14 protein-coding genes and 1 tRNA gene are annotated in these 13,848 nt (G+C 61.8%); 6 read left to right on the top strand and 9 right to left on the bottom strand.

Annotation, left to right across the window (positions count from 1 at the left end; genetic code table 11):
* Positions 1–109: 109 nt before the first annotated feature.
* Positions 110–841, top strand: a complete 732-nt coding sequence (locus N2597_RS08785) for a hypothetical protein (protein WP_106795607.1) — start codon at positions 110–112, stop codon at positions 839–841.
* A 15-nt stretch (positions 842–856) separates the two neighbouring features.
* On the opposite strand, the gene N2597_RS08780 is transcribed toward N2597_RS08785, so the two are convergent.
* Positions 857–2,350: an FAD-dependent monooxygenase gene (locus N2597_RS08780; RefSeq protein WP_106795606.1), complete on the bottom strand. Its 1,494-nt coding sequence runs from the start codon at positions 2,348–2,350 to the stop codon at positions 857–859.
* 344 nt (positions 2,351–2,694) lie between these two features.
* Positions 2,695–2,865 carry a hypothetical protein gene (locus N2597_RS08775; RefSeq protein ID WP_010053075.1) on the bottom strand — a complete coding sequence of 57 codons (171 nt, stop codon included), beginning with the start codon at positions 2,863–2,865 and terminating at the stop codon, positions 2,695–2,697.
* A gap of 265 nt (positions 2,866–3,130) precedes the next feature.
* On the opposite strand from N2597_RS08775, the gene N2597_RS08770 reads away from it, so the two are divergent.
* Complete coding sequence (locus N2597_RS08770) at positions 3,131–3,754, top strand: outer membrane protein (protein WP_009992255.1); 624 nt, start codon at positions 3,131–3,133, stop codon at positions 3,752–3,754.
* An 859-nt stretch (positions 3,755–4,613) separates the two neighbouring features.
* On the top strand, positions 4,614–4,778 hold the full coding sequence (locus N2597_RS08765; RefSeq protein WP_183602213.1) for a hypothetical protein: 165 nt from the start codon (positions 4,614–4,616) through the stop codon (positions 4,776–4,778).
* Positions 4,779–5,194: 416 nt separating this feature from the next.
* Here the strand turns inward: N2597_RS08765 and N2597_RS08760 are convergent, their stop codons facing one another.
* Positions 5,195–5,536, bottom strand: a complete 342-nt coding sequence (locus tag N2597_RS08760; protein ID WP_164519035.1) for a hypothetical protein — start codon at positions 5,534–5,536, stop codon at positions 5,195–5,197.
* 126 nt (positions 5,537–5,662) lie between these two features.
* A tRNA-Lys gene (locus tag N2597_RS08755) sits at positions 5,663–5,738 on the bottom strand.
* A 296-nt stretch (positions 5,739–6,034) separates the two neighbouring features.
* Here N2597_RS08755 and N2597_RS08750 point away from each other — a divergent pair.
* Positions 6,035–6,784, top strand: a complete 750-nt coding sequence (locus tag N2597_RS08750; protein WP_077993784.1) for a cytochrome c biogenesis CcdA family protein — start codon at positions 6,035–6,037, stop codon at positions 6,782–6,784.
* A 47-nt stretch (positions 6,785–6,831) separates the two neighbouring features.
* Complete coding sequence (locus N2597_RS08745) at positions 6,832–7,794, top strand: AEC family transporter (RefSeq protein WP_183596358.1); 963 nt, start codon at positions 6,832–6,834, stop codon at positions 7,792–7,794.
* Here N2597_RS08745 and N2597_RS08740 read toward each other — a convergent pair.
* Genes N2597_RS08740 through cysG form a run of 5 tightly spaced genes read right to left on the bottom strand, consistent with a single transcriptional unit; the run spans position 7,762 to position 12,966 of the window.
* Positions 7,762–8,973: a UbiH/UbiF family hydroxylase gene (locus tag N2597_RS08740; RefSeq protein ID WP_183596360.1), complete on the bottom strand. Its 1,212-nt coding sequence runs from the start codon at positions 8,971–8,973 to the stop codon at positions 7,762–7,764. The two genes, N2597_RS08745 and N2597_RS08740, sit on opposite strands and share 33 nt — an antisense overlap.
* A gap of 37 nt (positions 8,974–9,010) precedes the next feature.
* Positions 9,011–9,523, bottom strand: a complete 513-nt coding sequence (locus N2597_RS08735) for a DUF934 domain-containing protein (RefSeq protein ID WP_096762798.1) — start codon at positions 9,521–9,523, stop codon at positions 9,011–9,013.
* 10 nt (positions 9,524–9,533) lie between these two features.
* Positions 9,534–11,204 carry a nitrite/sulfite reductase gene (locus N2597_RS08730; RefSeq protein WP_183596362.1) on the bottom strand — a complete coding sequence of 557 codons (1,671 nt, stop codon included), beginning with the start codon at positions 11,202–11,204 and terminating at the stop codon, positions 9,534–9,536.
* Positions 11,205–11,212: 8 nt separating this feature from the next.
* Complete coding sequence (locus N2597_RS08725) at positions 11,213–11,527, bottom strand: DUF2849 domain-containing protein (protein WP_039619623.1); 315 nt, start codon at positions 11,525–11,527, stop codon at positions 11,213–11,215.
* Between the two features lie 2 nt (positions 11,528–11,529).
* Entirely contained in the window at positions 11,530–12,966 is a 1,437-nt protein-coding gene (cysG, locus tag N2597_RS08720; protein ID WP_096762797.1) for a siroheme synthase CysG, read from the bottom strand.
* Between the two features lie 279 nt (positions 12,967–13,245).
* Between cysG and N2597_RS08715 the strand changes: the two genes are divergently transcribed.
* Positions 13,246–13,833 carry a deaminase gene (locus tag N2597_RS08715; RefSeq protein ID WP_183596364.1) on the top strand — a complete coding sequence of 196 codons (588 nt, stop codon included), beginning with the start codon at positions 13,246–13,248 and terminating at the stop codon, positions 13,831–13,833.
* Positions 13,834–13,848 lie beyond the last annotated feature (15 nt).

The following is a 13,848-nucleotide window of genomic DNA, read 5'->3' as shown; positions in this document are numbered from 1 at the left end:
TCTCCGTTTCAACAATTTGCAGGACAACGGAGAAAAATGCGAGCATCACCCCCTCGCCCTCCTTTACAATCGATCGGTTCGGCTCCGGCCGATCGACGAAGGAGAAGCGATGGATCGTCTTGAGGAGAAAGGGGCTCGATCGGCAAAGCCGGCGGAAAAAGCCGCTCATGCGGAGGCGCTCGCACGGGATATCACGGCGATCAAAATCGGCGATTGTCTGCTGGGCTACAAGGCCGTGCAGCGCCGGATGCGGGGCGGCCGCTGGAACCATTTCCGCGGTCGCATGCGCGAGATCGAGAAATTGATCCGGCACCGCCATGGAGAGATCGTGCCGGAAGCGGATGACGCCCTGATCTATGTCGAGGTGATCGCCAGCCTTGCTTTCGTCGAGTTCAAGGAAGGGTTTGTCGAGGTGGTGCTCGGCTGGGCGGCGCGGTGGGTCCCCTGGGCTGGGAAGGCCGCGATCGAGGAAATCATCTATGAGCGGACAAAGGTGCGCTTTTCCCCGCTTTCCGCCGACGCGCTCGGCCATGCCCTGCATCTGAGCTACGCCGAACGCTGCGCGCTCGATATCCGCACCGTCGGCGCCTTCGACGTACCGAAGGCGAAAAGGGCAAAACTGCAAAAGGCAAAGCGCCGCCAGCGCGAGCAGAACCGCAAAGAGCAGCAACGCCGCGCCGCCGGCGCTGTTCCCAGAGCCGACTATCTCTCCAACTCCCTCAGCCAGTCCCGCCCATGGGAGGCCTTCGGCATCAGCCGTCGGACGTGGGAACGGCGCGGCAGGCCGATGCCGGAACCCGAGGCGATACCGGAGGGCGGCTCGATCCCGCTCGCCGCTTAACCGGGGCTGCGGCTCTCAGGCGGGTGGTCCGAACCAGGTGATCATCGCGTCGTGAAGCCCATCCTGCGTCCCCTCGCCGACCCATGCCACATATCCGTCGGGCCGGATCAGCACCGCGCTCGGCGCCGAAACTGCCCCGAGCGTCGGCAGTTCCCATGGACCGCCATAGCTCGCCTGAACCAGCCGGACGTGGCCTAACCATGGCGCGATGTCGAGGCTGCCGGCGGCGCCGAGATTCAACAGCACCGGCCGCGCGTTTCTGAGCAGCGCAAAGACGCGGATGGCCCCGTCCGGGGTGGCGAGGTCGAGGTCGGGCATGCGGCGGCCGAGCAGCGGGTGCCCCTCGCCGAGATCGTAGCGGAGGGCAAGTCCGGACATCTCGCCGGCAATCGTCTTGCGGGCCCCCTCCAGCCCAAGCAGCTCCAGCACGATGTCTCTCAGAGCTTCGGTGCGGTCATCTGAGCGCTGCAGGGCGACCTGGGCCATTGTCGTGCGCAACACGCGGGCGGCGACCGGATGCCGCTCGGCATGATAGCTATCGAGCAGGGGCTCAGGCGATAGTCCCTTCACCACCTGGGCAAGCTTCCAGCCGAGATTGACGGCATCCTGGACGCCGGTATTGAGGCCCTGCCCGCCCACCGGCGAATGCACATGCGCTGCGTCCCCCGCCAGGAATACCCGGCCCTTGCGATAGGCCGCCGCCTGCCGCGACATGTCGGTGAATCTGGAAATCCACTTGAGACCATGAATTCCGTAATCCGTGCCGCAGGCGGCGATCAGCGCTTGCCTGAGATCGCCGAGCGTCGGCTCGCCTGCTGCGCCGGCATTGCTTTCCGTCACCATGATGTTGATCGGGCCTTCGCTGGCAAAGACGACCTTGCCGTCGCGAATTTCATAATCCTCGCGGCCGAAGGCATGCATGCCGAGTGCCGTGCGATGGACGCCGAGCGGCGGCTCCTCCTCCACCTCCGCCTCGGCGAGAATATTGCTGGTCGTCGCGTCCCAGCCGGGAAATTCGATACCGGCCAGCTTGCGAACCAGGCTGCGGCCGCCATCGCAGCCGACCAGGTAATCTGCGCGGATTTCCGAAGCGTCGGAGAGTTCGACGGTCACACCAGCAGCGTCCTGCACGAAGCCCGTCAGCTCGCAACCGCGATAGATCACGACCGGTAGCTCGCCGACCCAGCCGGCCAGGATGCGCTCGATATGCTTCTGCCGCAGCGCCAGCCCGTAATTGTGCCGCGTCGGAAAATCGCTGATATCGAGCCGCGTGACCGCAAATCCGGTCACCTGGGCGACCTGCCCCTCGGCCAGGAACCGCTCGACTATGCCCCGCTGATCGAAAACCTCGAGCGTGCGCGCGCTCAGGCCGCCGGCACGCGAACCAACGATCTCCTGGTTCAAGCGACGCTCGACAATGGCGACATCGACGCCGGCTAAGGCCAGCTCGCCCGCCAGCATCAGCCCGGTCGGCCCTCCTCCGGCAATCAAGACCGCATGTTCCCTCATCCGCAAACTCCTCTGCCCCGACTGTCAGGATAACGTCTCAGCATTCCACACCGACCGGCCCGGCTTGGTGCTCCTGCAGTTTGACCGGCTCTCTCAGGTGCCTAATTCCCCTGTCGCAGGTTGTTCCCCCTATAAATATAAGCTCTCTACTGGTGGGAAGGACTTGCGACAGGATTTCCGTCTGGCCTTCCAAAGCCCTTTTCGTTGCCGCTCGTGCGGCTTCTTGGCTTAGACCCAGGCGCTTCAACGCGACCAAACCGGGTCAGCGCCGGATTTGGCAAAACTCCATCAATTTCACCATTCGTTCTCGAAGGGCGATCAGAATAGCTGGGTGTGGTTGCCGCTCACTGCGGAGCCGTGGCTTTTTGCGGAATCGTTTCAGCCGCCGGCGGCTCCGAGGGATCGGCGGGATGGCCGTAGATCGTGTAGACAGCGCCTGCCAGAACGCCCAGGACGAGGAGAGCGAGCACGTATAACATCATTCCCCGGATAGCGGTTTTGGGTGTCTCTTCCATATGGCATCTCCAAAATTGCTCAGCCGTCAAAGTAGATGCGAGCGCGTTTGGTTCCGGGGTTGAACATCTTGAAAAGGCAAATCGTCGGTCTATGTGCCCGCATCAGGACAGTTTCTGACGACGCCGGCTTCGGCTCGCCCTCTGGCCCGGCGACATGACAACTTGTACGACAGCTTACAATTCCGCGAGTGTGTCCTTATTGCTACAGCCTTCTGTTGAACAGCTGTATATCCTTTGGTTCTAATGTAATCCACGGGGTACGAAAATGAAGTTAACTATCGCCACTACCTTTCTCGCACTTGTCGCTACGACTGCGTTCGCGGCCGATGTCGTTCAGGAGGCCCCGACCGCCCCGCTTGCGGCAGCGCCTGTTTTCACCTGGTCTGGTCCGTATTTCGGTATCGATGGCGGCGCCGCTTGGTTGAACGGTGATTTCAGCGCCGGCGGTGCCTCTGCCTCTGAGGATTTTAACGGCGGCGTCTTCGGCGGGTTCGCAGGTTACAATTTCCAGTTCGATAACTTTGTCGTGGGCATCGAAGGAAACCTCGAACACAATTGGAATGAAGAGGACGCGCTCGGCGCAGAAGTCGGGACGGATTGGGCTGGAGCCGTTCGCGGTCGTGTCGGCTACGCCTTCGATAAGGCTCTGATCTACGGCGCAGCCGGCTGGGCCGCCACGCGCGGTTACGTCGATGCGCCCGGCTTCGATAAGGAAACCGAGACGTTCAACGGGTACACGGTTGGAGCAGGTGTCGACTTTGCTATCACCAACAACATCTTCGCCCGCGGCGAATACCGCTACAATGACTATGGCGAACAAGATATCCTGGGCGTTGACGTCGACCTCGATCAGCACGAACTGAAGTTCGGTATCGGTGTGAAGTTCTAATAAGAATTCCTCGGATCGATAGCATCAGAGCCTCGCCGTGTTTCGGCGGGGCTTTTTCATTCCTCCGGATCACGTCGCGGTTCACGCGCGACATATGGGGCCGGACCGTTTAGCGGTGAGCCGCCCGGTGATCGAAACGAAATCATTAGTTTCCCTGCCCGTGCCCTGAGCGACGATCCCGCTCGGCGCCACTTGCAGATCCAATTTCGCCAATTTTCTCGCGCGTCGATTCTCGGTGTGGCGGTCTTTGCCGCCCATCAAAACGGCAAGCGGAGCGGCGGCGCTTCGACACGGCGATCAAACCGCCGCTTATTTTTTGCTCGCACTGGCCGATCAGCCCTCGGCCCCAGTTGCCGCATGTCTCGCCTGAGATCGCGGGGCGTTATTGCGAGGAGACGCGCATGGTAGTGCGAAATTGGAACCAGAGCTGCCGCGACGCATTACATGCTTGCAACTTGGCTCATTCCATTTCGAAGGAGATTTCACATGAACCAGCTTATTTGGATCGTCGGTGCCGTCGTCATCGTGCTCGCTATCCTGAGCTTCTTCGGCTTCCGTTGAGAAAGGGATCTGCGGCTCGACCGCACCATCCACAACGCAACAGCGCCGCTGCTCTGGCCGCAGAGCACGATGCCAGGCGCAGCGTGATGGGTACCATTAGCAGTGGCTTGTATGTCTGCTATCGTATCCGGTTGGTGTGAGGCTGGCCCGGCGAATTCAGAGTCTCAAACGTCCGCGGATCGGCGGCGCCTCAATAAAAAGACGGCGCCCGAAGACGCCGCTGGGTATTGGAACCTCTTCACTGAGAATACGATCTGAGCATGCGGCCAACCGGACATCTTCGCTGGTCGTCGAATTGTTGAAAACGCCGCGCCGCGCCGTCGACATCGATGAAATCGTCAATCCCTGCTTCTACCAAAATTCGCACCGCGTTTCGCTGCATGGGCCGGCGCAGCTGTTTAGCGGCGAGCCGCGCGCCGAGCGAAAAGAAATGATTACTCTCAATCACCTGCCGCTACTCTGAGGCGACTATCGCGCTCGGCGCCACTTGCAGATCCGATTTCGCCAAACTTCTCGCGCATTGATTCTCGGTGGCGTCTTCAGCCTTGCCAGTCGCTATCCTGCTGATCTCGTCGTTCTAGACGCGCAGGACAGCGCTTCCAACCCACCGACATGAGAAGAATCTCTGCCGCACCCATCACCGCCGCAGGCGGAGCGGCGCCACTTCGACCCGGCGCGACCCAAGCCCCGGTATTTTGCTCGCACCGGCCAATCAGCCCTCTGCGCTAGTTGCCGCATATCTTACCTGAGATCGCCAGACGTCATCGATCCCGATCTATTGCGAAAGCAGCTCGATCCAGGTGTAAATTTTCATGCCGAGAAATTGTACTATTCGCTCTTAGAAGCGATGGGATAATGCTCTCACGTTCGGCTGGCGGTCTATTTGGGTAAGGGCTTCGTGTGGATATCAAGACTATGCTTGGCGAGATCGCTGACAAAGGTGGCAGTGTCGAGGTCTTGGAAGATCACTATTGCCCTTGTGATGCAGAGGCAGAGTTGCTTGGCTTGATCAAAAGAGAGAATAATGGCGGCGGTTTTGGCTTCACCGAAACACTCTCCCTGACGAATAAAGGCCGACAGTACATTGGAACAGGCGTAGTTACGCCCCCAGTTCAGATCACGGCCAAGAGTGCGGTCACTCGTTTTCTCCGTAGGCTTACGCGTCCAATCCTGGCTAGATAGACTCCCGCCATTCCTGTCATCAGATGACAGGTCAATCATCTCGCGCGACGAAAGAGAACCTGCAACGGATCGAGACGACGCAAAAGCGGTCGACGAATTAACCGTGTGACGCGTGTGACTTCCGCCGCGTCGCAAAAGCCACTAATTTACTTGTTCTTTGATTTATGGTGAGAGCGTCGGGGTTCGAACCCGAGACCTACTGATTAAAAGTCAGTTGCTCTACCGGCTGAGCTACGCTCTCCCTCTCCGCGGGTGTGAAGCACCCCGGCTGGAAGTGGGCGGAACATAGGCAGGCGACCCATTGTGGTCAACCGAAAAATTCGGCTTTTTCCAGCGATCGGCACATTTCTTGCGGGCGCAAGGCTTATCCCCCGCGCGTGCAAGGGTTATCCCTGCGCGTTCAAGGGTATCCCTTGTGCTTTCGAGGCTTATCGCCTGCGTGCGACAACTTGAGTTCTTGCGCACGCAAAAAGGTGATTGGCAATCCGGGCCTCGCAAAGCTAGGAACAGGGCGCAGATTGCAGCCGGAGAGAGTGCGTGTCGATTGCCGATATTTCCCTGTGGAGCGCTTTGATAGCCGGGGCGCTTTCCTTCCTCTCGCCCTGCGTGCTTCCCCTCGTCCCGCCCTATCTCTGTTATATGGCCGGTATTTCAGTCGAGCAGTTCCGGGGCGGCTCCGCGGTGGCGGTGGCGCCCGATGTCAGGCGCGGCGTGCTGTTCTCCGCGCTGCTTTTCACGCTCGGCTTTGCCACCGTCTTCGTGGCGCTCGGCGCCGGCGCTTCCAGCATCGGCATGGCGCTGCGCCAGCATCTCGACCTGCTCTCCAAGATCGGCGGGCTGATCATCATCGTCATGGGGCTGAATTTCCTCGGGCTCTTCCGAATCGGAATTCTGGGCCGCGAGGCACGCTTCCAAAGTGGCGGGAAGCCCGCGACTCTGACGGGCGCCTATGTCATGGGCCTGGCCTTCGCCTTCGGCTGGACGCCCTGCATCGGCCCGGTGCTCGGCGCGATTCTCGGTGTGGCCGCCTCGCGCGACACGGTCGGCTCCGGCGCCGGGTTGCTCGCCATCTATTCGTTGGGCCTTGCCGTTCCCTTCTGGATCGCCGCCGGATTTTCCGGCGCCTTCATGCGCTTCCTGTCGCGCTTCCGCCGCCATCTCGGCACGGTGGAAAAGGTGATGGGCGTCTTCCTCATCCTCACCGGCCTCGCCTTCCTGTTCGGCTGGGTCAGCGATGTGGCGATCTGGTTTCAGCAGACCTTTCCGATCCTTATGAAAATCGGCTAAACAGCTCTTAGCCTCGCCGATCTGTCCCCGCACATTGGAAAACTCTTTTGGCTGATATCGTCAGTCTACTTCTGCCGTTCTTCGGCCTGATCCTGATCGGTTACTTCGCCGCCAAGGCGACGAAGCAGCCGGCGGAAGCGCTCGGCTGGCTGAACACATTCATCATCTATGCCGCCCTGCCCGCTCTGTTTTTCAAGCTCGTCTCGCGCACGCCGATCGAAGAGCTGACGCGGGTCGAATTCATCGTCACCGATATCGCCGCGACCTATGCAGTCTTCATCCTGCTCTTTGCCATCGGCCGTTTCGTGCGCGGCAATGCGCTTGATGACTGCACCATCCAGTCCTTTGCTGGCGCCTATGGCAATATCGGCTATATGGGGCCGGGGCTGGCGTTCTTGGCGCTCGGCGAAGGCGCCGCCGTGCCGGTGGCGCTGATCATCTGCTTCGAGAATGCGCTGCATTTCATCGTCGCGCCGACGCTGATGGCGGCGGCCGGCGACGACAAGCGTTCAGCGGGCCAGCTTGCGGCCGATATCGCCCGGAAGGTGACGCTGCATCCCTTCATCCTGTCGACGGCGGCAGGCTTTGCCGTCGCCGCCTTCGATATCGCCCAGCCGCTGGCGTTTCAGCGCCTGGTCGATTACCTCGCCCAGGCGGCCGCCCCCTGCGCGCTCTTTGCCATGGGCGTGACGCTGGCGCTGCGGCCGCTGAAGCGCATCCCGGCGGAAATCTCCTATATCGTGCCGGCCAAGCTGATCCTGCATCCCATCGCGTTTTTTCTGGCGCTGACAGCTGTCGGCGGTTTCGAGCCGGTCTGGATCCAGGCAGCCGTGCTGCTCGCCTCATTGCCGACGGCGACCAACGTCTTCGTCATCGGCCAGCAATATGGCGTCTGGCAGGAGCGCGCCTCGGCGACGATCCTGATCACGACAGTGCTTTCGGTGGCGAGCGTTTCGCTCTGGCTGATCGTGATCCGCTCAGGCCTTCTTCCGCTTCAGCTTTTCCCTTAAGGAATCGGGAATATCGCGGAAGCCTCGGCCGGGCTCGATGCCCTCGCGCATGACGAGGTTGCGCAGCGGCGGAATGGCCGAAAGAATATGCAGGCCGGCAGCGCGCAGCATCTGCACCGGCAGAAAATCGGAAAGCAGTGAACGATTGAGGAGATCGACGCTCGCCGTACGCGTCATGATGTCGGCGCGGCGTTTGCGGTCGAAGCTGTCGCCGGCATCGGCCGGCAACAGCAATTCGGCCCTGTCACAGAGGATGTCGACGAGCGCCATGATATCACGCAGGCTGAGGTTCAGCCCCTGCGCGCCGATCGGCGGAAAAACATGCGCCGCCTCGCCGATCAGCGCGATGCGCCCCTTGCCGAAACGATGCGCCATCATGCCGGACAGCGGCCAGAGCTGGACGCCCTCTTCCACGTCGACTTTGCCGAGCATGGACTGCATCTGCGCCTCGACAAGGCGGCCGAGTTCGGCCAGCGGCAATTCCATGCGGGCGGCGGCCTCAGCGGGATTCTGCACCCAGACGAGGCTGGAGCGGCTTCCCGACAGCGGCACCTGGGTGAAGGGGCCGTGTTTGGTGTGGAATTCGCTCGAGATGTTCTGGTGCGGCAGCGAATGGGCAAAATTCAGCACCATGGCCGATTGCGGATAGGACCAGTTGCGAACGCCGATCCCTGATGTCTCGCGCAGCTTCGAGCCGCGACCGTCGGCGCCGACGGCAAAATCCGCTGCGAGCGTCTCGCCGCCGGCAAGGGTGATCGACACCTTCTCGGCCGAGATCTCGATCGATTCGGCCATGTCGGTGAAGCGGCTGATGTTGCCCTCGCCGGCCGTGGCCTGTTCGAGGATGTCGATCAGCGCCTTGTTGGGGAAATTATAACCGAAGGCATCAAGGCCGACCTCAGCGGCGCGGAATGTCGTCGTCGGCGCGCGCAGCAGCCGGTCGGTGCCGTCGATGATGCGCATGCTGGTCAGCGGGGCTGCCGCCGGGCGCAGCCTGTCCCAGAGCGTCAGCCGATCGAGGAAGCGGATCGATTGATCCATCAGCGCCGTGGTGCGCCGGTCCTCCTTCGCGGCAACGGGTGCAACCAGCGCCACGCTGCGGCCACCGCCGGCGAGCGCAATTGCGGCGATCATGCCGGCGAGCCCGCCACCGATCACCGCGATTTCAAATGTCTTCATGCTATTGTTCCGCCATCGCAAGAGGCGGACCAGCCGCTTATGCGGCCGGCTTCGCCTGACGGCGCCAACTATAGCCCTTGCCGGCTTCGGCGTCACGCACCGCCGGCTGATAATGATGGGGAATGGCGGGAAGGCGATTTTCAGCAAGCCGCTTCAGCGCCGTCGCGTTGCTGACGGCAAAACTGTCGATGCCGACGCGCAGCATCAACGGTACCTGGTCGATCAGCACGTCGCCGACGGCGCGCAGCTCGTTGGCGTAGCCCAAGCGCTGGCGCAGCAGCGAGGCATGGCTGAAGGCGCGGCCGTCGTTGAAGGCCGGGAAGGCGACGGCGACGATGTCAAGGCGAGAGAGATAGGGCTCCAGCCTCCGCACGTCGTCAGCCGGCTTGATCAGCACGCCAAGGCCGATCTCATTGCTTTCATCCGCCTTGGCGATCAGCTCGTCGAGGCCGAGCAGCGGCTTCTCCTCGCCGGTCGCCTTCACCTCGTCGGTCTCGATCACCCAGGGATCGTTTTCGACAAAACCGGTTTCTCTCCAGATCTTCGTCATCATCCCCTCCTTATGCGGCTTCGGCGGCCGAGCCGTAGAGCGCAGTCTTGAAGGGCTGCGGCCCGACGCGGCGATAGGCGGCAAGGAAGGTCTCGGAGGGATTGAGGCGCAGGCCGAGATAGGTATCTACGATCGTCTCGATTGCATCCGTCACCCGGTCCGGCTCGAAGCCGCGGCCGATGATTTCGCCGATCGACGTATGCTCGTCGCCGGAGCCGCCGAGCGTGATCTGATAGAGTTCGGCGCCCTTCTTCTCCACACCGAGCAGGCCGATATGGCCCACATGGTGATGGCCGCAGGCATTGATGCAGCCGGAGATCTTGATCTTCAGTTCGCCGATCTCGGCCTGGCGTTCGGGATTGCCGAAGCGGCGGGAGATTTCCTGCGCGACCGGAATGGAGCGCGCGTTGGCAAGCGCGCAGTAGTCCAGCCCGGGACAGGCAATGATATCGGTGATCAGGCCGGCGTTGGCTTCGGCGAGGTCGATGGCGACAAGGCCGCGATAGACGGCTTCGAGATCGGCCAGCGCCACATGCGGCAAGATCAGGTTCTGCTCATGGCTGACGCGGATTTCGTCGAAGGCATATTCCTCGGCGAGATCGGCTACCGCATCCATCTGCGCGTCGGTGGCGTCGCCCGGAATGCCGCCGATCGGCTTCAGCGAGATCGTCACCATGCCGTAATCGGGGTTCTTGTGCGGCTGCACATTCTGCTGGACCCAGCGTGCGAAAGCCGGATCGGCCTTCTTCCAACGGGCGAGGTTTTCCCAGCCCTCGGGGCGCTGCGGCAGATCAGGCAGCGCGAAATAGGCGGCGATCGCCTCGACATCCTGTTCCGGCAGCTTGAGCTCGCTATCCTTCAAGGCAGCGAATTCAGCCTCCACCTGGCGGGCCAGTTCCTCGGCGCCGGTTTCGTGCACGAGGATCTTGATGCGAGCCTTGTACTTGTTGTCGCGGCGGCCGTGCAGATTGTACACGCGGACGATCGCCGTTGTGTAGGAGAGCAGATCCTCCTCCGGCAGGAAGTCGCGGATCAGCTTGGCGATCATCGGCGTGCGGCCCTGGCCACCGCCGACATAGACGGCAAAGCCGATCTCACCCTTGTCGTTCTTCTTCAGATGCAGGCCGATATCATGGACCTGGATGGCGGCGCGGTCGCGCTCGGCGCCCGTGACGGCAATCTTGAACTTGCGCGGCAGGAAGGAGAATTCCGGATGGACCGACGACCACTGGCGCAGGATTTCCGCATAAGGCCTGGGATCGGCGACCTCGTCGGCGGCCGCACCGGCAAAGTGATCGGCCGTCACGTTTCTGATGCAGTTGCCCGAGGTCTGCAGGGCATGCATCTCTACGCTGGCGAGATCGGCCAGCGCATCGGGGATTTCCGACAGCTTCGGCCAGTTGAACTGCAAGTTCTGGCGCGTGGTGAAATGGCCATAGCCGCGGTCATAGGTGCGGGCGATATGGGCGAGCATGCGCATCTGGCGCGCGCTCAGCGTGCCATAGGGTATGGCGATGCGCAGCATGTAGGCATGAAGCTGCAGGTAGACGCCGTTCATCAGGCGCAGCGGCTTGAACGCATCCTCGGCAAGCTCACCGGAAAGGCGGCGCTGAACCTGGTCGCGGAACTGCTCGACGCGCTCAGTGACAAACGCATGGTCAAATTCGTCGTAACGGTACATCGTCTTCCTCAGACTGCAATGAATTCGGGATCGGCGACAGCGTAGCCCGGTGCGTATTCCATGGTCGGGCCCTGGGCGCGGATGCGCTCGCGAAGGCGAAGCGGCCAGAGAATGCCGTTGGTTTCCTGAACTTCGACGACGGCGACGTCAACGACTTCGTTGTCGGCATAAGATTTCTTGCCGATCGCTTCCAGCGCTTCGACGGCTTCGTTGTGACGGGCGACAAGCGCCTCCTGCAGCGAGGTGGACCATTTCCCGTTCGCATCCAGCCAGACGGCAATGCCGTCCGTCAGCCGGTTGGCCGTCAGAACCTTGTCTACCATATTCAGCTCCTTGCAAGTTCCTCGAGCCGGGCGTTCGCACGCACTAGCGGCTCGGACAGTTCGAAATTGGCGCCGGCGACCGCATCGCCGATAATGACCATGACCGGTCCGGTCAGCTCGTCGCGGTGCTGCAGATCGGGCAGATCGGCAAGCGTGCCATGCAGCAGGCGGCGCTCCGCGCGGCTGGCATTTTCGATGACGGCGACTGTCGTCTCGGCGGGAATACCGGCCTGCATCAGCCGCTCGGCGACCGATGCGGCAACGGTGCGGCCCATATAGACGGCGATCGTCGCGCCGGAGACGGCAAGACTTGCCCAATCGGGCAGTACATCGCCGGTGAGATCATGGCCCGTGGTGAAGACCAGCGAGGAGGCAACGCCGCGCAGCGTCAGCGGCAGCTCGAAATCGGCGGCGGCGGCGAAAGCCGAGGTGATGCCGGGCACGACCTCATAGGTGATGCCGGCAGCGCGCAATGCAGCCATCTCTTCGCCTGCCCGGCCATAGACCAGCGGATCGCCGGACTTGAGGCGGACGACACGTTTGCCGTGGCGGCCGAGCTCGACCAGCAGCTCGTTGATCTCTTCCTGCGATTTCGAATGGCAGCCCTTGCGCTTGCCGACGGAGAGCCGCTCGGCATCGCGGCGGCCCATATCGACGATCGCCTGCGGCACGAGCGCGTCAAAAACGATGACGTCGGCTTCCATCATCACGCGCTGGGCGCGCAGCGTCAGCAGATCCTCAGCCCCCGGACCGGCACCGACCAGCCAGACGTGGCCCGCGACCTTGTCCATCGCGCCCAGCAGCCGGTCGGCGGCCTGGCGGGCCTGCGGCAGGTTGCCGTTTGCAACAGCATCGGCAACGGCGCCGGAGAAAAAGCGGCGCCAGAAGACGCGGCGGGAAACGCCACGGGGGATCAGTTGATCGACGGCCTTGCGGTAGCTCGTCGCCAGCGCGGCCAGACGCCCAAGCGAAGGAGAGAGAAGCTGATCGATCTGGGCTCGGATCATCTGCGCCAGGACCGGCCCTGCCCCTTCGGTGCCGATTGCGACGGCAACCGGCGCACGATTGACCAGCGCCGGTGTGAAGAAATCGCAGTAATCGGGCTGATCGACGGCGTTGGCCGGAACTTTGGCGGCGCGCGCGGCATCGACGATGGCGCGATCGCTAGCTTCGTCACCGGTTGCGGCAAAGACCAGTGCAGCTCCCTCGACCTGCTTGGCGGCAAAGGCGGCGCGCACGGTCTCGATGCGGTTGGCGATCAGGAAGGCATGATAATCGGCTTCCGGCCGCTCGGCGTAGGCGACGATCCGCGCCCGCGTGTTGAGCAGCAGCCGCACCTTGGCGAAGGCTTCGTCGCCATTACCGAAGACAGCCGTCTTCTGGCCTTCCACGCGAAAGAAGGCTGGAAATACCGAAAGCTGCTCAGTCTTGGGAGACATCATCAATCCACTTCGAAGTTGCCAGAATATGCCCGTGATCGACAAGGGATTGAAGGAACAGAAATTCGAAAGCCCCAGCAAGCGCGTATTCTTATGCTCGCGCCATCGGCGATTTGAGAAAAGTCAACCGTGCCGACGAAAACCACCTGTTCCCATTCTCTTTGCCCACTCCCTTTGTTGCATTGCAGTATAAAGCCTGTGATAAACGGCGTCCACCGGCGTTTGGCGCATTTCGCTCGCGCCTCCAAGGCGATAGACTGGGAAAAACCGGAGACGCCAATGCCTGACAAGACCATCGCCGCCCGCCTGCTTTCGGTGATCGAGGACGATATCCTGCCGCTTACCGAACGCGGCGTTTCGCTTGGCAACAAGGTGTTCGGCGCGGCGATCCTGCGCAAATCCGATCTGTCGCTCGTCGTCGCCGAGACCAACAACGAGTTGGAGAATCGGCTGTGGCACGGCGAGGTGCATACGCTCAAGCGCTTCTACGAACTTGGCGACGAGCCCGCGACCAAGGATTTGATCTTCCTTTCCACCCACGAACCCTGCACCATGTGCATGTCGGCGATTACCTGGGCGGGCTTCGACAATTTCTATTATTTCTTCAGCCACGAGGATTCCCGCGATGCCTTCGCCATTCCGCATGACCTGAAGATCCTGAAGGAGGTCTTCGGGCTTGAACCCGGCGGCTATCGCAGGCAGAACGCCTTCTGGAACAGCTTTGCGGTCGCCGATCTCGTCGAGACCGAAGAGGCTCAAATTAGAGAGGCGCTCAAGGCGCAGACCGCCCGCATCAAGGCGCGCTACGACGCATTGTCGGCCAGCTACCAGTCATCGAAGAGCGCCAACGATATTCCCCTCAACTGAGGATGCTGAACCGAG

This window comes from Rhizobium sophoriradicis (genome assembly GCF_025200795.1).
In the GTDB taxonomy this organism is placed as follows: Bacteria; Pseudomonadota; Alphaproteobacteria; order Rhizobiales; family Rhizobiaceae; genus Rhizobium; species Rhizobium sophoriradicis.
This window is presented reverse-complemented; position numbering and strand designations above follow the sequence as displayed.